Here is an 18851-nt window from a genome sequence, read left to right on the forward strand (position 1 = left end):
GTCTGTACCGTGTCTGTGGCATTCCCGGGGGCCTACAGGACGGTCGCCAGCCACATTGTCCCCGGTTTGTCCCCCGATGTGCCGTGAATAAACGCACCAAGGCGGAGCGACGACTGCGCGCTCGCTCGCGGTTCGCGTATGGTCACGCACACCGGCGGGCGCCGCCGCGGCGGCGCTCGTTTACTCCCTGTCCAGGTCGACCGTGGTGCGTTAAGTGATCCGATTCGACAACGTCTCCAAGTCCTACCCCAAGCAGAACCGCCCCGCCCTGAGAGACGTCTCGCTTGAGATCGAAAAAGGCGAGTTCGTCTTCCTGGTGGGATCTTCGGGTTCGGGCAAGTCCACCTTCCTGCGGCTGATCCTCCGCGAGGAGCGCGCCAGCCATGGGGCGGTCCATGTGCTGGGTAAGGACCTCGCGCGGCTGTCCAACTGGAAGGTGCCCCAGATGCGCCGCCAGTTGGGCACCGTCTTCCAGGACTTCCGGCTGCTCCCCAACAAGACCGTCGGCGAGAACGTCGCCTTCGCGCTGGAGGTGATCGGCAAGCCGCGCGCCGCGATCCGCAAGACCGTGCCCGAGGTGCTCGAACTCGTCGGCCTCGGCGGCAAGCAGGACCGGATGCCGGGTGAGCTGTCCGGTGGTGAGCAGCAGCGTGTCGCCATCGCGCGGGCGTTCGTCAACCGGCCGATGTTGCTCATCGCCGACGAACCGACGGGCAACCTCGACCCGCACACCTCGGTCGGCATCATGAAGCTCCTGGACCGGATCAACCGGACCGGGACCACGGTCGTCATGGCCACCCACGACCAGCAGATCGTGGACCAGATGCGCAAGCGCGTGATCGAACTTGAGAAGGGCCGACTCGTACGCGACCAGTCCCGCGGCGTCTACGGCTACCAGCACTGAAAGGACGCCATGCGCGCCCAGTTCGTCCTGTCGGAGATCGGCGTCGGTCTCCGTCGCAATCTCACGATGACCTTCGCGGTGATCGTCTCCGTCGCCCTCTCGCTGGCCCTCTTCGGTGGGTCGCTGCTCATGCGCGAGCAGGTCAGCACCATGAAGGGCTACTGGTACGACAAGGTCAACGTCTCGATCTTCCTCTGCAACAAGAACGACAAGGAGACCACGCCCAACTGCGCGAAGGGCGCGGTCACCGACGAGCAGAAGAAGGAGATCCGCTCGGAGCTGGAGCGGATGAAGATCGTCGAATCCGTCCAGTTCGAGACGAGTGAAGAGGCGTACAAGCACTACAAGGAGCAGTTCGGCGACTCCCCGCTGGCCAGTTCGCTCACCCCGGACCAGATGCAGGAGTCGTTCCGGATCAAGCTGGAGGACCCCGAGCGCTACCGGGTGATCTCCAGCGCCTTCGCCTCCCGCGCGGGAGTCCAGGAGGTCACCGACCAACGGCAGACCGTGGACAACCTGTTCAACCTCCTCAACGGCATGAACTTCGCCGCGCTCGGCGTGATGGGGCTGATGCTCATCGTCGCCCTGATGCTGATCGTCAACACCGTGCGGGTGTCGGCGTTCAGCCGTCGACGGGAGACCGGGATCATGCGGCTGGTCGGCGCCTCCAGCTTCTACATCCAGATGCCGTTCATCATGGAGGCCGCCATCGCGGGCCTCATGGGTGCCGTCTTCGCCTGTGTCCTGCTCGTCTGCGGCCAGCAGTTCCTCGTCGACGGTTGGCTGGCCGGGCGGATAGAGGTCATCAACTTCATCGGCTGGGACGCGGTGCTGGCGAAGCTTCCGCTGGTGCTCGCCGTGGGTCTGCTGATGCCCGCGCTCGCGGCCTTCTTCGCCCTGCGCAAGTACCTCAAGGTGTGAGATTCGCCCAGGGCGCCCTGGGTCAACCTCCCTTGTGGCGCCCGTCGGTGGCCTAGACTCACCGGCATGTCGGGCCCGTGGTTGTTCGTCCGGCCCCGCCGCATTCGCCGCGGGGCCGCCCTGACATTGGTCTTCGCGGGCGTCCTGGCGACCGGTGCCGCCACCGGCACCTTAACCGGCCCCGCGCAGAACGGCCGGAAGCCGTCCGCGGGTCCGGCGGCCGAGCGGCCCGCCGCGCACGCCGGCCGGTCCGCGGGCACCGGCCGGCCCGGCTCCGGGCTCAGCCCCCGGGGCGTCTCCGCCCCGCTGGACGCGTACGAGGTGGCGGCCGCCGCCGCGGCGGCCGAGCAGGACGGCAAGTCCGGCCCCGCCGCCGCGCGGGAGTACGTCAGCCGCAGCGGCGACCGCTGGGGCTCGGTCTACACCGCCCGCGAGTACCAGGGGCTCCTCCAGCACCTGGACGGGCGTTACGTGGGCGTGGGGCTGGCCGCGCGGCGCGGTGCCGACGGCCGGATCGAGGTCGATCGGGTCCAGCCCGGTTCCCCGGCGGCCCGGGCCGGCCTGCGCGCCGGCGACCGGATCCGCACCGTCGACGGCACCCGGGCCACCGGCCGCCCGGTCACCGAGGTGGTCGCCCGGCTGCGCGGCGACGGCGACCGTGCCGCCGGCCGGCCGGACCGGGGAGCCGGTACCCCGGTCGTGCTCGGCCTGGAGCGCGGCGAGCGTCGCTGGTCGCAGACGCTGCGCCGGGCGCGGCTGAGCACCGAGTCGGTGACCGTCGACCGCCTCACCGGCCAGCGCCCCGGCACCACCCGGGTGCGCGTGGAGTCCTTCACCAAAGGCGCCGGCGCGGAGGTGCGCCGCGCGGTGCGCGACACCCCGCGCGGCGACGGCATCCTGCTCGACCTGCGCGGCAACTCCGGCGGCCTGGTCACCGAGGCCGTCGACGCCGCCTCCGCCTTCCTGGACGGCGGCCTGGTCGCCACATACGACGTCCGGGGCGCCCAGCACGCGCTCAACGCCGAGCCCGGCGGCGACACCCGCACCCCCGTCGTGGTGCTGGTCGACGGCGGCACCATGAGCGCCGCCGAGCTGCTCGCCGGGGCGCTCCAGGACCGCCGCCGCGCGGTCGTCGTCGGCAGCCGGACCTTCGGCAAGGGCTCGGTCCAGATGCCCAGCGAACTGCCCGACGGCTCGGTCGCGGAGCTGACCGTCGGCCACTACACGACGCCCTCCGGGCGCAGCGTGGACGGCACCGGCATCACCCCGGACCTGAAGGTCGGCGGCCGGGGCGCGGGCGGGGACGGGTCCACCGGGGCGGACGAGGCGGAGCGGCGGGCGCGCACGGTATTGAGTGGCCTCGGTACCCGGTCCTAGTGCGAGAATGACCGTGCTATGGCTAAAGAGACGGGTCGCAAACTGATCGCGCAGAACAAGAAGGCGCGGCACGACTACCACATCCTCGACACCTACGAGTGCGGGCTGGTGCTCACCGGCACCGAGGTGAAGTCGCTGCGCCAGGGCCGCGCCTCGCTGGTCGACGGCTTCGCGCAGCTCGACGGCGGAGAGGCGTGGCTGCACAACGTGCACATCCCCGAGTACAGCCAGGGGACGTGGACCAACCACAGCGCCCGGCGGAAGCGGAAGATGCTTCTCCACCGGGCCGAGATCGACAAGTTGCTGGTCAAGACCCAGGAGACCGGCCACACGCTGGTCCCCCTGGCGCTGTACTTCAAGGACGGCCGGGCCAAGGTCGAGATCGCGCTGGCCAAGGGTAAGAAGGAGTTCGACAAGCGGCAGACGCTGCGCGAGAAGCAGGACCGCCGCGAGGCGGACCGGGCGATCTCGGCCGCGCGCCGCCGGCAGCGGGCGTAACGGACCGTGACCGGGCACGGGTCGGGATCCCGCCGACCCGGCGGAATAATGTGGCCGCCTCGTACGCTGATCCCGTACGATGGCAAGTGCACCAGGGGGTAAGACCCGGGTGCGCACCTTGAAAAATCAACATGGGGATGATCGGTTTCGACAGCGGCTGTCGAAGCAGGGGAAGCGAGCCGAGGAAGCGGCAATGATCTCGTAAACCATATGTCGCAACCAATAATCGCCAACACCAAGCGCGATTCCTTCGCCCTCGCTGCCTAAGTAGCGACTTGCGAAGTGTCAGCCCGGGGCTGTTCCCGACCCGGATCCTGGCATCAGCTAGGGAACTAAACCTCTAGACCCGGTCACGGGGTGTAGAGGGAAATCAAACAGTGACTGAGCCCGTCGGAGACTTGTCCGCGTGATCTCCGGGGCCGAGAAAATCGCAGCGGACTGCGCTCGGAGAAGCCCTGGTTCCGCACCGTTGGACGCGGGTTCGATTCCCGCCATCTCCACGGACGGATGGGCGGCGCTGCTCGCAGAAAGCGCGAGCTGCGTCCGACCGTCGTATCTCTGGGGGCATGCCCCCAGAGCCCGTCATCCCATGTGAGGCGAAGGCCCCGCATGTCCTGTCCGCAGGATGCGCGGGGCCTTCGTCGTGTCGCGCGCCTTTCGTGGGTGCGCCTTCATACCCCTTCATACGTGCGCGTTCATACGTGCGCCTTCGTACATGTGCCTTCGTACGTGCGCCGTCGTGCGCCGCCGGCGCCGCGGCCGTCTGTCGGCGTGACTCGCGCGCCGTCGTGCGCCGCGGCCGCCTGTTGGCGGGAGGCCCCGTGCGGGATCCTCACGGCCATGACGAGTTCCGTGACGCGACGAGTGGCACGACCCGTGAGCGGCCCTGGGACACGAGCGACGCGGGTGCCACCCGCGCGGGTGGCGCGGGTGGCGCGCCCCGGGCGGGCCTGGATCTGGCCGGTGGTGCTGGGCCTGGGCGCCACGCTCACCTGGAGCGCCCCGGCGACCGCCGGGGCGGACGCGGGTCCGCCCCAGCCCGCCGGTCTGAATGTGGCCCCCGCCGGTCTGAACGGGGCCCCCGCTGGTCTGAATGGGGCCCACGCCGGCCTCAAGGGGGCCCCTGTCGGTCTGCATGAGGCCCCCGCCGGCCTCAAGGAGGCCATCGACGAGATCCTCACCGACCCGCGGCTGGCGGGCGGGGCCGCGAGCGTGGTGGTGGCCGATGCCGCGGGAGGCGAGGTGCTGTACGAGCACCGGCCCACGGACCGGCTGCTGCCGGCCTCCAACACCAAGCTGATCACCTCGGCCGCGGCCATGGAGCTGCTGGGGCCCGGCTACCGCTTCCGCACCGACGTCCTCACCGAGGGCCGGCAGACCGGCCCGGTCCTCGACGGCGACCTCTATCTGCGCGGCGGCGGCGATCCGACGATGCTCGCCAAGGACTACGACGCGCTGGCGAAGAAGATCGCCGACACGGGCGTCCGGAAGGTCACCGGGCGGCTGGTCGCCGACGACACCCGGTTCGACGCCGAACGCCTCGGCCGGTCCTGGGCGGCCGACGACGAGTCCGCGTACTACGCGGCGCAGATCTCACCGCTGAGCGTCGCGCCCGACACCGACTACGACGCCGGCAGCCTCATCGTCGAGACCCGCCCGGGCGCGTCGGCGGGCGACCGGGTCACGGTGACCCCGGTGCCCGGCACCGGCTACGTACGGATCGACAACCGCGCCACCACGGCGGCCCGTGGCGCCCCGACCACGCTCTCCGTCCAGCGGCGACACGGCGGCAACACCCTCACGGTGACCGGGGCCGTCCCGGTCGGCGCCGCGCCCGTACGGCAGTGGATCAGCGTCTGGGAGCCCACCGGCCACGCCGCCGCGGTCTTCGCCGACGCGCTCAAGCGGCACGGCGTGCACCTCGCCGGCCCCACCCGGCTGGGCCTGCCCACCCCGTCCGGGGCGAGGCCGCTGGCCGTGCACCGCTCCATGCCGCTGAAGAAGCTGCTGGTGCCCTTCATGAAGCTCTCCAACAACATCCACGCCGAGGTCCTGACGAAGACCCTCGGCTACGAGGCGCCGGCGTCGGCGGGCCGCGGCACCTGGAGCGCGGGCCTCACCGCCATCCGCGGCTTCCTGGAGAAGGAGGGCGTGGACACCGCCACGCTGCGCCAGGCCGACGGCTCGGGCCTGTCGCGGCTGAACGCCCTCCCCGCCCGGCAGTTGGCCCGGCTCCTGGTCTCCGTACGGGACGCCGACTGGTACCCGGACTGGCACGCCTCCCTGCCCGTCGCCTGCGCCCCGGACCGCATGGTCGGCGGCACCCTCCGCACCCGCATGTGCCGCACGCCCGCGGCGGGCAACGCCCACGCCAAGACCGGCTCCCTGACCGGCGCCTCGGCTCTCTCCGGCTATGTGAAGGACGCCCGCGGCCGCGAGCTGGCGTTCAGCATCGTCCTGGGCGGATATCTCGCCCCGTCGGTGAAGAGCGTCGAGGACGCCATCGTGGTGACCCTGGCTTCGTCGGGCCGGGGACGGGTGACGGCGGTCCGGCCGAAGGCCATGACGGGCGGGGAGGAGTCGACGGACGTGGAGTGCTCGTGGGTGAAGGCCGGTCGGTGCTGAGAAGCGTCACTTCCGCGGCGTCACTTCCGCGCCACCGACCTCGCTGAACGCGTCGTCGAGCATCCGCTCTATGGGGGCCACCACCACGCGCACGCCCTCACGGGCCTCGTTGACGACAGCGACGATCTCCTCCATGGAGGCGCGCCAGGCGGGGCTGTCCTTGTCGAGCGTGTTGACCGTGTGGACGGCTTCGCCGCGCCGGGCGGCCAGGTCGGGGCGTCGTTCGATCTCGACCTCGGCCGCCCAGATCGTCAGCCATTGGCGGATGGGGGCTACGTCGTTGTGCTCGGCGGCCAGGGAGAATGCTTCGCTCTTCTGTCGCTCCATCTCGACCACCCGGTGCGGTGCGACGCGAGCGAGCGCGGTGAACAAGCCGTGGGGCGTGTATGCCGGCTGTGGCTCGGCAGGCTGCGTGCTCACGAACGGCTACTCCCTGGGGTTGGGAACGGCTCCTTGGGGCTGGAAGGCGTCCGCTTGCACCGTACTGATCCACACTGGCCGCGTCCGCCGAACCTGGACTCGGTCACCCCCGCAGCCGCCGGGCCCCCGCCACGGCCGCCGCCAGGGCGAGGGCGGCGGCGATGGCGGGGGTCGCGTAGCCGTTGGTCGGGCCGAAGTGCTCGACGCTCCAGCCGCCGGCGGCGGCGCCCGCGGAGATGCCGATGAGGAGGCCGGTGTAGGTGGTCGTGATGGACTCGGTGAGCCGGGCGGCGGGGGTGAGGCGCTGGACGAGGGTCATGCCGTTGATCATCGTGGGGGCGGTGGCCATGCCGGCGAGGACGAGGCATACGGCAAGGCTGCCGAGGCCGTCCGCCGCCAGCAGCGGGAGCATGGCCACCGCCATGGCCGCCACGCCCGCGATGAAGCGGGCTGTCGCCGAGCCCCGGACCGGCAGGGCGCCGAAGACGAGGCCCGCGAGGCAGGAGCCGCCGGCCTGGAGGGCGAGGATCGCGCCGCTGGCGGAGCCGTCACCGTAGGACTCGACGGCGGCGACCGTGGCCACCTCCATGGAGCCGAAGACCGCGCCGGTCGCCAGGAAGGTTACGGCCACCGTGCGCAGGCCGGGGTGGCGGAGCGGCGAGCGGTCTTTGTCATCCGTACGGGGCTCACGGGGGTGGGGCGCCGGCTCGGTGGCGCGCTGGGTAGCGAAGAGCAGAGTGCCGAGGACGAGCAGCGCGGTCGCCGTGAGCAACCCCGCCTCGGGGAACGCCGCCGTGCACAGCACCATCGCCAACGCCGGCCCCAGCATGAAGCAGAGCTCGTCCACGACCTGCTCGAAGGAGGTGGCGGTGTGCCGGGCCGCCGCGTCGTCCGCGTAGATCGCCGCCCACCGCGCGCGGGTCATCGCTCCGAGACCGGGCATCCCCGAGGACCCGGCCGCGCACACGAACAGCGTCCACGCGGGGGCTTCGTAGTGCACGCACAGCAGCATCGCCGTCGCCCCGGCCGCGAAGACGGCCACGGCCGGCACCGCCACCTTCGCCTGCCCGTGCCGGTCGACCAGCCGTCCGAGGAGGGGCTGGGCCGCCGCCGTGACCGCGATGCCGGCCGCGGAGACGGCCCCCGCGAGGGCGTACGAGTCGCGAGTCAGGGCGATCATCAGCACCATGCTGACCCCGAGCATCGACCCCGGCAGCCGGCCGAGGAGCCCCGCGAGGGTGAAGGCGAGGGAGCCCGGGGCGGTGAAGAGCCGGCGGTAGGGGGCGAGGAAGGCGACACGGGCCTGGCGCGGGCTGCGGACCGTGGGGCGGGGACGGCGGGAAGGACGGGGACGGGGGACGACGGGTCGGGAGGCCAGGAAGAGGATCACCCGTCTACGGTGGCGGCGGGGCCGATCGCCGGTCCAACACCTGATCGTTGGGCATTCACGCGCTCTGGTTGTAGATATATGCGGTGACCCGAGCCCGAGACATAGATCCCCGCCTGCTGCGCGCGTTCACCGCCGTCGCCGAGGAACTCCACTTCACCCGCGCGGCGGCCCGGCTCTTCGTCGCCCAGCAGGCGCTGAGCCGCGACATCCGCCGCTTGGAGCGCGAGTTGGGCGCGGACCTCTTCGTCCGCAGCACCCGCCAGGTCACCCTCACCGAGGACGGCCACCGGCTGCTCCCCCACGCCCGCCGCGTCCTGGCCTCCCACGACGAACTGGCCGCCGCCTTCGTCCGCGACGAACGCCCGCTGATCGTCGACGCGGGCGGCGCCAAGGTCGGCACGTCGTACCGACTCCTCCAGGAGACCCGCCGCCGCTTCCCCGACCTGGAGTTCGTGGCCCGCTTCCACACCGGCCTCACCGGCGCCGCCCCCGACATCCTCTCCGGCCGCCTGGACGTCTCCTTCGGCCGCGTGGCCGGTCTCGCGCCGGAGATCCTCTCCCGCCTGGACCACTGCCCGGTCCGTTACGAGCCCATGGCCGTCCTGCTCCCGGAGGACCACCCCCTGGCAGCCCGGACGGAAATCCCCCTGTCGTCCCTGGCCGGCGAAACCCTCTACGCGGCAGCAGGAAACCCGTCCACGGAGGAGTGGACCGACCTCGCACGGCGTCTGTTCGAGGGCCGCGGCATCCGCATGGCCGAGCCCTTTCCGGAGATCGAGGGCGAGGAGGAGTTCGTGCGGGTGGTCCGCAAGCGGGGCTGGTCGGTGCTGGCGAGCGTGGAGTTCATCGAGATGGACGGGATGGCGCTGCGCCCCATCGTCGACCCGGTGCCGCTTTCCCCGATCTCGATGGTGTGGCGGCGGGGGTTGCGGCACCGGGGGTTGGACGCGTTGCGGGGTACGGCGGGGGAGATGGGGGTGGGGGAGGGGTGGTTGAGGCGGCCTCCCGGGTCCTGGCTGCCGGAGCCGGACGAGGCGGTTGCGGCGTCTTCACGGCCGTGAGTCAGGCTCCTGCGGGCACCGCACCGGCTGCTCCGCCCCCAACGGGATGCGAGCGACGCCGGGATCATGATCGCACCATGGAGCCGCCCGCCTCTGGGGGGTGAGAGGCGGGCGGCGGTCTGTCGGGGCTTACGGCCAGCGGACCACCGGTCCTTGGCTCGGTTGACGACAGTCGGGCGCGTCCCACGGCGGTCGCCGCCCGGCCAGAGCGTGACACAGGCCGGCGTGCAGGTGCTCGGCTTCTGTGACGGTCAACCGCAGCGAGGCGACGGCGATGTGCTGGCCGCTCCTGCTGATCTGAAGCGAGAGCGCGAGTTCCCCATCGGCCGTCCAGCTATAACGCCGCTCGGGTACGGGGCTGATCAGCCACGGTGTGATGGCGCGTGCCGGGGTCATTGCCACGCCCCCGGTTCGAAGCGGTACGGGCGCGTGATGATCTCCCGGTAGGCGACGTGGCTCGTGTTGGCCTTCAGATGCGTCACCGCCCACGCCGTACCGTCCTCACCGCTGGAGAACGGTCCGCTGAAGTCTCCGCACTCCGCGCACTGCATCGTGAACGAGTGCGGCTCCGCGTCCGGCCGCCGATCCGGCTGGATGGTGTAGTCCCGGAACCGGTAGACAGAGCGCCGCACCGGCCCCCGCGCTCCCAGATGCGCACGGATCTGCGCGGCCAGGTCATCCCCGCGCCGCCCCAACTCCGCCAGCGTCGGGTCATCCTTGCCGCCGCGCCCCAGATCGGGCGCTGAAGGTGTCTGCTCGCTCACCGGGCCACCTCCACCCCGCGCAGGACACGGGCGCCCAGATCGATACTGAAGTTCGCCGCCAGCACGAGCGTGCGGCGCCGCCGCCTCTGACGCACCCGTTCCTGCCGCCGCTCGTGCGCGATCAGGTACGGGCGGACCAGGGCGATCGTGTCGCCGTCGAACACCTCACGCAGCCCGTACGGGGACCGGTGAGCCGGAAGCCACCGCGCGGCGGGGGCCGCCCCGGCCGGGCAGGCACCCGCCCGCCGACGGCCGGAACCGGGTCCGAACACGCCCCGCAGCCACGCAAGCAGCGCAGCGATAAGGTTTCGCATAGCCGAAGCTCCATTCTTCGGTGAGCCCCTGAGCGATCCCTTGACCGGATCTCTCAGGGGCGTTCTCGTTTGCGCAGCACCTAGCTTACGCACAGTGCGCACACTGTGCACAGTGTGCTCCCCAAAGTGCAGCGCGCGCAGCGTGCACAGAGCATGGAGAGGTGATCTACGAATGGCAGCGGGTAGCAGACGACCTTGAACGCCGCATCCGTGCTGGGGAGATCCCGCCGGGCGGGCGGCTTGAGAACGAGCGGGAGTTGGCAGACGTCTACAGCGTCAGCGCGGGAACGGTGCGCCGCGCCGTCCGAGAACTGCGCGAGCGCGGTTTGGTCGTGACCTTGCCCGCGAAGGGGTCCTACGTCGTTGATCCACTGCCGCCCGCTGCCAGCCCCGAGGGCGGCGAGCCGGCCGGCTGACGTGCGGTGGTCGGCCCCGCGCCCTGGTGACTCGGTGGGCGTTCACGGTCGCTCCACGAAGCCCTTCGGGCGCCTTGGGTACCGGATCGGCGCCGCCGACGTGACCGCGCTCGCGGGCCGCGTGCACGGGCTACGGCTTGCCGACGATGTGCTGACTGGGGCGACCTCATCGGGCCCGCGCTGCGCGAACCGTTCCGCCGTGCGCCTGCACCACGAGCACCCGCGCGCGGGAGCCGCCGGGTGCGCGCTCCTGGTGCAGATCGGCGAACTCGCCCACCCGCCACCATCTCCGATGTGGCGAGGCCCGGTCGGTCTCGCTGGTAGATCACCTCTGTGTCTGGGTCGCTCGTCGAGATCATGTGGCCCGCCGCGTCCTGGCCGCCCATGAGGAACTGGCGGCGGCCCGCCGCCGTGTAGAGGGTCTCGCCCGGATGTTCCCGTGAGTGGCTGGGTGGCTTCGTCGCGCGGGACTCGTCGGCTGGTGGGACGGACCGGTCGGGGAGCGACCAGTGCGCCCATCTGTGCCCGCGCACTACTGGTGCGGCGATACGCTGCGAGGGAGGCGCCGCGGATGAGCGGGCCGGCTGGCCGCACAGAGGAGAAGCTCCTATGACCACTGCCGCCGCGGGCAAGCCGGACATTCCGCCGATGCCCGAGAGAACCCCGAAGGCCCTGCGTGAGGCTATCGCCCAGCACGCGCCCCAGCTACTTCGTGACTTCGATGCGCACTGGAGGCGCGATATCGCGGACGCCTATGACCTGGCACCGGTCCCCGCGTTCATGGCCCGCTGGTGGGGTGAGTACGCGATCGCCCGTGACCCGCAGCTGGAACAGAGGGTGCACCGCCTGGAGGACGAGGCGGCGGACTCGACCGACTTCGATCGAGCTAAGGCTCTTCTCGAAGAGGCCGGCCACATCCGCCGTCTCGCTCGTCAGGTGGAGCCCGGTCAGTGACAGACGACTTCATGGGGCCGCCCTGGCAAGCCGACTGGGTCGAGGCGGCACGCACATATCGCGACGCCCTGCCCGAAGGTGTGCGCCAGCAGATCAGGCTCGGCGTGGTCGAGTTGATCACGACCAGGAACCCGTACGTCCCCAAGGATGAGCTTCCGGACGGCTACTACCTCGAACCCGCCAGATCCACTCGTCCGAGAGGGACTCATATCCTCTACTTCGACCACGGACGGGGCTGGCTGCGCTTCAACTTCGCCCGTCGAGTTGAAGATCCGCAGATCGTCGTGGAGGAGATCTTCTGGCAGTGATCAGACTGTCTCTGTATATCGGTTCGGGAACATGGCCAGAGCATGGTCGCCCCGGTGCCGCTTTCGTCGATCTCGATAGCGTGAGGCGGGGTTGCGGCGCCGGGGTATGCGTTGAGGGGGGCGGCGGGGGAGGAGTGGTTGGAGGGGGGCAGTGGGGGCCTGGCTGCCGGATCCGGATTTTCAGTGATCCTTCCGGAAATCACTGCGGTCGCTCACGACCCCGGTATGCCTCCCAAGCCATCCAGTGAAGCAATTGGTCTCGCGTTCTGCGTTTGGCTGAGCGCAACGACCTGAGGTCATCGACGGAGATGTCCAGTCTGGAGAATGTGCACTTCGGCTTCTCTCCGATCCGCAGGTCTGCGGAATTTGGAAAGCTGGCGATCAGGCACATCCAGCTGGGAACGGGGGAGGATTCCGGAAGGTAGGGCATTACGGCGAATGAGTCCGCCGAATCCAGGTTAAGGTCGGGGGCCTTTCTGCTGAATCCGCCTTTGTGTGCGGATTCTATAAGCTCGCGCATCCTTTCTCGCGAAGCGAGCATCACGGCGGCCTGGGTGGGTATGCCCATCCAGGACCGGACTTGCCTGGACTCTCTGAATTGTTTCCTCATCATGGCATTCGTGGTGATTAGTCTCCCTTAGGTCGGCTACGTCTGCATAGTTGCCCACCAGGTGGATCCTGGCCAGCGAGCTCCGATTTTCGAGTGTCGAGTCACTCGAAAATCGAGTGGTTTACGCGGACTCATGGATGACCTGATCCCTGTAGCGCGCGTATTCTGCGCGTGCCCATGGTTCGTCGTCGAAGTAAGATTCCCAAAAACCTTCTGCTGCCCAGGCGGAGGGGGTGAGGTGCAGGGAGCCCTCGTTGGTGACATTCGCGGTCCAGCAGCCAGGGATCGTGTGCGACACGATGTCGAAATGGCGAGAGTCGAAGAGTGCTGGAGCCGCCCCTCCTCCTGGGGCGATGCGGAAGTATGTGGGTCCTTCGAATTTCGCGTAAACCTCAAGTACGATGTGGGTCGCGTCGCTTCGCAGGGGTGGGGGGTGTTGCGCGGTGCTGATGTTTCGATTTCTGCAGATTTTTACGAGCACGGTATCTACCTTCACCTTCTGTTTAGGACTACCTTGTAGTCGGAGTCGTAGGCCACTTCGCCGGTTTTGGGATTGTAGTAATAGTGAACTTGGAAATCGCCGTACGGGCTTTGATGGGTTCCCGTAGTGTACTTTGCCCAATCGGCCAGCTGGCTGCCGTCGGCTGTGAGTCGCTTAATTACGTGTGGATTTTTCAGGAGGTCACCCTGGATGATCGGATCTGACTCTCTGATGGCCTGATCTGTTAGCCTTCCGTCGGGGGTGAACATTGATTCCGCCGATTCCCTCCGCAGCTTCTCTGCGAGGTCCTGCCCGCTCTTGCTTCCGGATATGAAGTTTTCGCTGGTGTCTTTTCCGGATTTTCCGAGTTCATTCAAGCACTTCGGTGCCAACCCCAGTGGGTCTGCCCCAGTCTGTGGGTTGTAGACGTACGTCGCAGGGTTGGGGGCAGGGGTGAGGCCGAAGGGGTCAGGGCAGAAATAGCGGGCTGTTTGTGGATCGTAGTATCGGAAGTAGTTATAGTGCAGGGCCGTCTCCGGGTCGAAGTACTGCCCCGGGAACCGCAGCGGCGTATAAGCCGTACTCTCCGTCGCCCAAGTCGTCGTCCCCCACAGTGTCGCCCGCGTATGCCACGCGATGCCGCCCGCCTCGTCGACCAGCTCCGTCGGCGTGCCGACCAGGTCCGTGACGATGGCGAAGAAGCGGGAGTCGAATTCCTGTTGGGTGGTGTCGTCGGTGATGCGTTCGGTCTGGGAGATGGGGCGGAGGCCGTCGTGGTCCCAGGTGAGCGTGACCGGGTGGGGGAGATCGGGTGCCGTGGTCGTCTGTTCGACCAGGGTGGGGCCGTCCCAGGTGAAGTTGACCTGCTCGGCCACCGTTGCGCCGTCTGAGTCCAGGCGCTGTTTCGCCACGCGGCGGCCGAAGGGGTCGTACAGGTAGCGCCAGGCCGTGCCGTCCGGGGTGGTGACCTGGCGTAGGCGGTCCTCCGCGTCCCATTCGTAGTGCCAGGTGTCCGGCTTCTTTGAGAGGCGGGACTTTTGGCGCAGGACCAGGCGGCCCGCTCCGTCGTGTTCGTAGCGGATCTTGCCTGCGCGGGTGATGCGGGTGCCCTCGTACGCACGGGAGCCCGTGGCCTCCTGGGCGGGGTGGTCGGTGGGCCAGGTCGCCTGGGTCTGGTTGCCCGCCTCGTCGTAGGCGTAGGTCTCCTGCCAGGCGTGCGCCTGGACAGCCGTTACCCGGCCAGCCGCGTCCAGGGTGAAGCTTTGCGGGCCGCGCAGGTGGTCATCCACGGCGGTGAGGTGGCCGTCCTGGCGGTAGGTGTAGGCCCTGTGCTGGATCCTGCCGCCGTCTCCACCCGTCAGGGATTGCGCCGTCAGGCGACCCAGCTCGTCCCACGTGCTGGTGAGGCTGAGCGCCTCGCCTATTCGGCGTTCCGTTTCGCGGCCCGCCGCGTCGTGTGCGAAGTCCAGGGTGTGGCCCGAGGCCACGAGCCCGGTGCGGTTACCCGCCGCGTCATACGAGTACTCGCTCACCGCGCCCGTCGGGGTCGTCCGGCGGGTGCGGCGGCCCAGCGCGTCGTACGCGTGGGTCAGCACCCGGCCCGCCACCATCTCCGACTTGACCCGGCCCAGCCGGTCCCGCTGGTACACGACCTCCGTGTCCGGGCCGGTCGCCGAGAGCAGGCGGCCCACCGGGTCGTACACGTAGGTCGTTTCCCGGCCCGCGGCCTCCTTCCGGAGCGTGCGGCCCAGCGCGTCGCGCTCGTAGGAGACCGTCTCGCCCAGCGGGTTCGTCCGCGAGACCAGCCGCCCCGCCGCGTCGTACGCGTACGACACCCTCCGGTCGTCGAAGTCCGTCTCGGCGACCAGACGGCCCGCCGGGTCGTACTCGTAGCCCCACGTCAGGCCCTGCGGGTTCGCCACCTCCGTCAGGCGCAGCGACGCGTCGTGCGTGAACTCGTAGCGCACGCCGTCCGGACCGGTCCTCGCCGTCAGCAGGTCGAAGTGGGTGTACTCGTATGTCGTGACGCCGCCGACCGCGTCGGTGTGCGTCGTGCAGTTGCCCTCGCCGTCGTATGTCCAGGTCTCCGACGAGCCGTCGGGGTTCTCCCGGCGGGACAGTTTGCCTTCCACCGTCCACCGCAAGAGCGTCGTCGCGCCCACCGCGTCGGTGATGCGCACCGGGCGGCCGAAGCCGTCGCGCTCGTAGCGCGTCACCGCCCCCAGCGGGTCCGTGACCTCCAACGGCAGGCCCGCCGCGTCGCAGCGGACGTGCGTCGTCTCGCCCAGGGCGTTGGTCACCGCCGCCAGGTGGCCGCGGTCGTCGTACGCGTAGTGGGTGGAGTGCCCTGCCGGGTCCGTGACCGACGTGCGGCGGCCTGCCTCGTCGTAGGTCTGCTGCCAGACGGCGCCGTCCGGGCCGGTGGTGGTCAGCGGCAGGCCCAGGTCGTTGTACGTGGCTGTGGAGCGTGCGCCGTCGGGGCGGGTGATCTCCGTCAGGCGGCCGGATTCGTCGTAGGCCAGCTCCGTGGTGTTGCCCAGCGCGTCCGTACGGGACAGCACCCGGTCGTGGCGGTCATACGTCGTCCGGGTCGTGTTTCCCAGCGGGTCGATCTCCGCCACGACCTGGCGGCGTTCGTTGACCACGTGGCGGTGGACCGCGCCCTCCGCCGTGGTGACCGTCGTGATCCGGTGGCCGGTCGCCTCGTCGCGGCCGTCGTAGTCGATACGGATCGCGATATGGCCGGCCTCGCCGCCCTCCCCGATGCAGCGATCGCGGTCGTCGTAGGCGTAGTCGTAGCGGCGGGCGTTGGTGTCGGTCCAGGAGACGACCCGGCGCCTGTCGTCATAGGCGAACCGCAGCGGGAGGCCGCTGGAGTTGACGACCTCGGTGAGGTTGCCGTCGGCGTAGCCGTAGCGGACCAGCTCCTGGTGGGTGCCGTCGTCCGCCGCGCCCGCCAGGTACAGGGCGGTGACGCGGCCGTCGGCCGTGTCGAGCTTCAGGGTGTAGCCGGCGCTGTGGACGATCCCCGTCGGCGCGCCCTCGATGTCGTACTCGAAGGTGATCCAGTGGCCGTCCCGATCGGATATCTGCTCCAGCCGGGCCTCGCCGTCGCCGCCGTTCTCGACGCCCGCCGGGCCGGTGAAGTGGCGGACCCAGCCCGTCGCCGGGTCGGTGAGGGTGTAGTCGCCGTGCGCGTCCCGCTCCAGCGGCCAGCGCGGGCCGGCCTCGGGGAGGGTGGGGACGCCGGGGGCCGGGTGCGGGTAGGCGAGGACCAGGCCGTCCTCGCTGAGGAAGACCACGCCCTCGGCGTCGATCTCCAGCCGCTGGTCCACCGTGCTCGACCAGGACGGGCCGAACCACCGGCCCGCCGCGTAGCCCGATTCGACGCGGCGCTTGAACACCAGCGGGAGCACGCCCGGCAGCGAGACGTCCGTCTGCGGCAGGAACATCCTTCCCGTCGCGAGGTCCACCGGGTCGGTGTTGCCGGTCGACCTCTCGCCGTCGGGCGTCGTCCGCTCGTGCGGCCCGTCGCTCGACGCCTTCCGCCCCGGACCCTTGTCCGGCACATGCCGGGTCGACTTGGCCGCGTTCACCCCCGTCTTCGCCGCCCCCAGCCCCTTCCCGCCCAGGATCTCGGGCAGGGCTCGGCCGAAGCCCTCGGCGGGGTCCTGGGCGAAGGCGTTGGCGACGTTCTTGATCGTGCCGACGGGGTCGTTGGCTGCCGTCACCAGGCCGGCGGCGGTGGTGTTGAGGTTGGTGTAGTACTCCGCCGGGTGCGTGAGGTTGTACGGGTCGAGCGGGTTCAGGCCGCGGACGGTGCTGACGATGCCGGCCGTGCCCTTGACGGCGCCGACGACGACGTGTTCGGCGTCCAGGCTCACGCGGGTGCCCGCGTCGCCGAGCTGTTCGTCGTAGGCGGGCTTGGGCGGGGCCAGGGCGTGGGCCTCCTCGATCGCCGTGCGGGCGGTCTCGGCGGCGGTGTTGCGCTGCGTGCGGGCGTGGTCCAGCTTGTCCTGGGCCGCCTCGGCCGCGGCGGGGCCCGGGTCGTGGAAGACGGGCTTCGGGCCGGGGTCCTCGCCCTTCTTGGCGACGGCGTTGTACGCCTTCGCCTTGACGTTGTACGCGGTGCGGGCGGCGGCGGACGCCTCCTTCGCCTTGTTGTACGCCGCCAGCGCCAGCTTGGCCTCGCCCTGGGCCCAGCTCACGGTCACGGCGTAGGCCTCCAGCGCCTTGGCCGCCTTCTCGCAGGCGTCGGCCGCCCTGAACCAGTCCTTCGGCTTGACCGACACCTCCTCCCGGAAGGCGTCCGCGGTCTTGCCGCGCCAGCGGTCGGAGTCCAGGCCCTTGAGGCCGTTGCCGACCTTGTCGAACGCCTTCTGGAAGTCCTTGAGGTGGCGCACCGTGGAGCGGATCTTCGACACGCTGCCGTAGACCAGCTTCTTGGGGTCGTCGGTCTGCCCCAGCTCCAGCTCCGAGACGTCCGCGCCCAGGTAGTTGGCGACCGACTTGGACTTGTCGCGGACCCAGTCGGCCTGGTCCTCCAGGCCGACCGCGTCGAGGACGTCGGCGCCCTTTTCGCCGACGTACTCGACGCCCTCACCGACCAGCTCCACGCCGTCCTCGACGGCGTCCTCGATCACGTCCGGCGTCGCGTCCTTGATCGCGCCGCCGACCTTGTCGATGATGCCCATCAGCGCTCACCCCCCGACTCGGACGCCGACTGCGCCTGAGTGATCACGTCGGAGACGCCGTTCTTGTCACGGATCTGGTCCGCCGTGTCCGACCACGTCTGCTTGGTCTGCTCGTGCGCCTGCTTGAAGGACTCCGCGCTGTAGTCGGGGGCGTAGACGTCCTCGGAGAACAGCTCGCTCACGGACTTCTTCTGCACCTCCTCCTCGCTCAGGTGCGGGTTGCCGGCGACCGCGTTCGCCGCGACCTTGAAGCCGCCCTTGATGTACTGCTCTTCCTCGAAGTGCGCGCCGGCCGCGAGGCCGACCTTCCGTGCCAGCACGTTGGCGTCCTGGACCAGCCCCCGTACGCCCCACTCCCACAGCTCGACGAAGTCCTCGAAGTCCTTGGCGAGCTCGTTGTGCCCCGTCTCCATCGAGGTGAGCGACAACTGGTCGAAGCCGGCGCCGATGAGTGAGCCGGTGTTGGTCCCGATCTCCTGCAGTTCGCTGATCGCCGCCCGCAGCCCCTTGGTGATCTGCTCCAGCGACTCCTTGTCGATCGCGAGGTCCGGCCCGCCTCCGCCGCTCATCGCGCGCCCTCCCCGAGGTCCTGGGCGAAGCCCGCCCCGCTCGCCGCCTTGTCTGTCGCCTTCGCCGTCCGGTCCGCCCCGTTCGGCGCGTAGTCCACCGCCACCGCGTCCGGCACGATCCCGCGCGCCGGGGGCAGCAGCATCGAGCCGTCCTCGTCGGCGACGTTCACGGCCACCCCGGCCGGGACGCCCAGGCTCGGGATCACGATGTCCAGGAGCCGGGCGCCGAGGACGCTCAGGTACTCCCACTCCTCGTCGGGCGCCGCCCCGCGGGCGCGGGCGAAGCGGGACAGGGCCTCCTCGTCGGTGAAGGCGTAGATCCAGCGGATGCCGTCGCGCGCGGCCGACATCATGCCCCCGTCGGCGAGCGGGACCAGGACCGCCGCGCGCCGGAACTCTCCTATCAGCGCGCCCGGTTCACCCTCCCCGGACCGCATTGCGGCTATCTCGTCCGACACGTCCGAGCCGGAGTCCATCCCCGCCCCCTGTAACAAATCGAAATCACGGACTCCGCACGACCGTACGACATGGAGTCATCGACGCAT

17 protein-coding genes and 1 other RNA gene are annotated in these 18851 nt (G+C 70.0%); 10 read left to right on the forward strand and 8 right to left on the reverse strand.

Going from position 1 to position 18851, the window contains the following annotated elements; all coding sequences use genetic code 11:
• Positions 1–214: 214 nt before the first annotated feature.
• From ftsE to dacB, 6 genes are all read left to right on the forward strand, one after another.
• On the forward strand, positions 215–904 hold the full coding sequence (ftsE, locus tag LRS74_RS20740; RefSeq protein ID WP_144386280.1) for a cell division ATP-binding protein FtsE: 690 nt from the start codon (positions 215–217) through the stop codon (positions 902–904).
• A 9-nt stretch (positions 905–913) separates the two neighbouring features.
• Positions 914–1825 (forward strand): permease-like cell division protein FtsX, encoded by a 912-nt coding sequence (gene ftsX, locus LRS74_RS20745; protein ID WP_277742397.1) that lies wholly within the window; start codon positions 914–916, stop codon positions 1823–1825.
• Between the two features lie 66 nt (positions 1826–1891).
• A complete protein-coding gene (locus LRS74_RS20750; RefSeq protein WP_277742398.1) occupies positions 1892–3202 on the forward strand; it encodes a S41 family peptidase in 1311 nt (436 codons plus the stop codon).
• A gap of 18 nt (positions 3203–3220) precedes the next feature.
• Positions 3221–3700 (forward strand): SsrA-binding protein SmpB, encoded by a 480-nt coding sequence (gene smpB / locus LRS74_RS20755; protein WP_277742399.1) that lies wholly within the window; start codon positions 3221–3223, stop codon positions 3698–3700.
• A gap of 133 nt (positions 3701–3833) precedes the next feature.
• Positions 3834–4203, forward strand: a transfer-messenger RNA (tmRNA) gene (gene ssrA / locus LRS74_RS20760).
• Between the two features lie 427 nt (positions 4204–4630).
• Entirely contained in the window at positions 4631–6325 is a 1695-nt protein-coding gene (dacB, locus tag LRS74_RS20765) for a D-alanyl-D-alanine carboxypeptidase/D-alanyl-D-alanine-endopeptidase (RefSeq protein WP_277742400.1), read from the forward strand.
• A gap of 6 nt (positions 6326–6331) precedes the next feature.
• Here the strand turns inward: dacB and LRS74_RS20770 are convergent, their stop codons facing one another.
• Both LRS74_RS20770 and LRS74_RS20775 read right to left on the reverse strand, forming a co-directional pair.
• Positions 6332–6745, reverse strand: coding sequence for a hypothetical protein (locus tag LRS74_RS20770; protein WP_277742401.1), 414 nt, complete (start codon positions 6743–6745; stop codon positions 6332–6334).
• A 103-nt stretch (positions 6746–6848) separates the two neighbouring features.
• Positions 6849–8135 (reverse strand): MFS transporter, encoded by a 1287-nt coding sequence (locus LRS74_RS20775; protein WP_277742402.1) that lies wholly within the window; start codon positions 8133–8135, stop codon positions 6849–6851.
• Positions 8136–8218: 83 nt separating this feature from the next.
• On the opposite strand from LRS74_RS20775, the gene LRS74_RS20780 reads away from it, so the two are divergent.
• The gene (locus LRS74_RS20780; protein ID WP_277742403.1) at positions 8219–9196 is read left to right on the forward strand and encodes a LysR family transcriptional regulator; all 978 of its coding nucleotides are present in this window, start codon (positions 8219–8221) and stop codon (positions 9194–9196) included.
• A 129-nt stretch (positions 9197–9325) separates the two neighbouring features.
• On the opposite strand, the gene LRS74_RS20785 is transcribed toward LRS74_RS20780, so the two are convergent.
• The 3 genes from LRS74_RS20785 to LRS74_RS20795 are packed head-to-tail and all read right to left on the reverse strand — an operon-like array spanning position 9326 to position 10274.
• Positions 9326–9592, reverse strand: a complete 267-nt coding sequence (locus LRS74_RS20785; protein ID WP_277742404.1) for a hypothetical protein — start codon at positions 9590–9592, stop codon at positions 9326–9328.
• A complete protein-coding gene (locus LRS74_RS20790) occupies positions 9589–9960 on the reverse strand; it encodes a hypothetical protein (RefSeq protein ID WP_277742405.1) in 372 nt (123 codons plus the stop codon). Before LRS74_RS20790 ends, LRS74_RS20785 begins: the two co-directional genes overlap by 4 nt.
• Complete coding sequence (locus tag LRS74_RS20795) at positions 9957–10274, reverse strand: hypothetical protein (RefSeq protein ID WP_277742406.1); 318 nt, start codon at positions 10272–10274, stop codon at positions 9957–9959. The genes LRS74_RS20790 and LRS74_RS20795 overlap by 4 nt, the downstream gene beginning before the upstream one ends.
• Before the next feature lie 161 nt (positions 10275–10435).
• Between LRS74_RS20795 and LRS74_RS20800 the strand changes: the two genes are divergently transcribed.
• The 3 genes from LRS74_RS20800 to LRS74_RS20810 all read left to right on the forward strand — a co-directional run bounded on the left by LRS74_RS20800 (position 10436) and on the right by LRS74_RS20810 (position 11952).
• A complete protein-coding gene (locus tag LRS74_RS20800) occupies positions 10436–10690 on the forward strand; it encodes a winged helix-turn-helix domain-containing protein (protein ID WP_277742407.1) in 255 nt (84 codons plus the stop codon).
• Positions 10691–11299: 609 nt separating this feature from the next.
• Positions 11300–11644, forward strand: a complete 345-nt coding sequence (locus LRS74_RS20805; RefSeq protein WP_277742408.1) for a DUF6247 family protein — start codon at positions 11300–11302, stop codon at positions 11642–11644.
• Positions 11641–11952: a hypothetical protein gene (locus LRS74_RS20810; RefSeq protein WP_277742409.1), complete on the forward strand. Its 312-nt coding sequence runs from the start codon at positions 11641–11643 to the stop codon at positions 11950–11952. The genes LRS74_RS20805 and LRS74_RS20810 overlap by 4 nt, the downstream gene beginning before the upstream one ends.
• A 1102-nt stretch (positions 11953–13054) precedes the next feature.
• Here the strand turns inward: LRS74_RS20810 and LRS74_RS20815 are convergent.
• Genes LRS74_RS20815 through LRS74_RS20825 form a run of 3 tightly spaced genes read right to left on the reverse strand, consistent with a single transcriptional unit; the run spans position 13055 to position 18782 of the window.
• Positions 13055–17737: a putative T7SS-secreted protein gene (locus tag LRS74_RS20815; protein WP_277742410.1), complete on the reverse strand. Its 4683-nt coding sequence runs from the start codon at positions 17735–17737 to the stop codon at positions 13055–13057.
• Positions 17737–18306: a hypothetical protein gene (locus LRS74_RS20820; protein WP_277742411.1), complete on the reverse strand. Its 570-nt coding sequence runs from the start codon at positions 18304–18306 to the stop codon at positions 17737–17739. Before LRS74_RS20820 ends, LRS74_RS20815 begins: the two co-directional genes overlap by 1 nt.
• Entirely contained in the window at positions 18303–18782 is a 480-nt protein-coding gene (locus LRS74_RS20825; protein WP_277742412.1) for an SseB family protein, read from the reverse strand. The genes LRS74_RS20820 and LRS74_RS20825 overlap by 4 nt, the downstream gene beginning before the upstream one ends.
• Positions 18783–18851 lie beyond the last annotated feature (69 nt).

This window comes from Streptomyces sp. LX-29, assembly GCF_029541745.1.
Classification (GTDB): domain Bacteria; phylum Actinomycetota; class Actinomycetes; order Streptomycetales; family Streptomycetaceae; genus Streptomyces.

Coding starts and splice junctions, on each gene's coding strand:
- LRS74_RS20750 (WP_277742398.1), top strand. CDS start 1,892: ATGTCGGGCCCGTGGTTGTTCGTCCGGCCCCGCCGCATTCGCCGCGGG.
- LRS74_RS20795 (WP_277742406.1), bottom strand. CDS start 10,274: ATGCGAAACCTTATCGCTGCGCTGCTTGCGTGGCTGCGGGGCGTGTTC.
- LRS74_RS20805 (WP_277742408.1), top strand. CDS start 11,300: ATGACCACTGCCGCCGCGGGCAAGCCGGACATTCCGCCGATGCCCGAG.
- LRS74_RS20815 (WP_277742410.1), bottom strand. CDS start 17,737: ATGGGCATCATCGACAAGGTCGGCGGCGCGATCAAGGACGCGACGCCG.
- LRS74_RS20825 (WP_277742412.1), bottom strand. CDS start 18,782: ATGGACTCCGGCTCGGACGTGTCGGACGAGATAGCCGCAATGCGGTCC.
- ftsX (WP_277742397.1), top strand. CDS start 914: ATGCGCGCCCAGTTCGTCCTGTCGGAGATCGGCGTCGGTCTCCGTCGC.
- LRS74_RS20785 (WP_277742404.1), bottom strand. CDS start 9,592: ATGACCCCGGCACGCGCCATCACACCGTGGCTGATCAGCCCCGTACCC.
- smpB (WP_277742399.1), top strand. CDS start 3,221: ATGGCTAAAGAGACGGGTCGCAAACTGATCGCGCAGAACAAGAAGGCG.
- LRS74_RS20820 (WP_277742411.1), bottom strand. CDS start 18,306: ATGAGCGGCGGAGGCGGGCCGGACCTCGCGATCGACAAGGAGTCGCTG.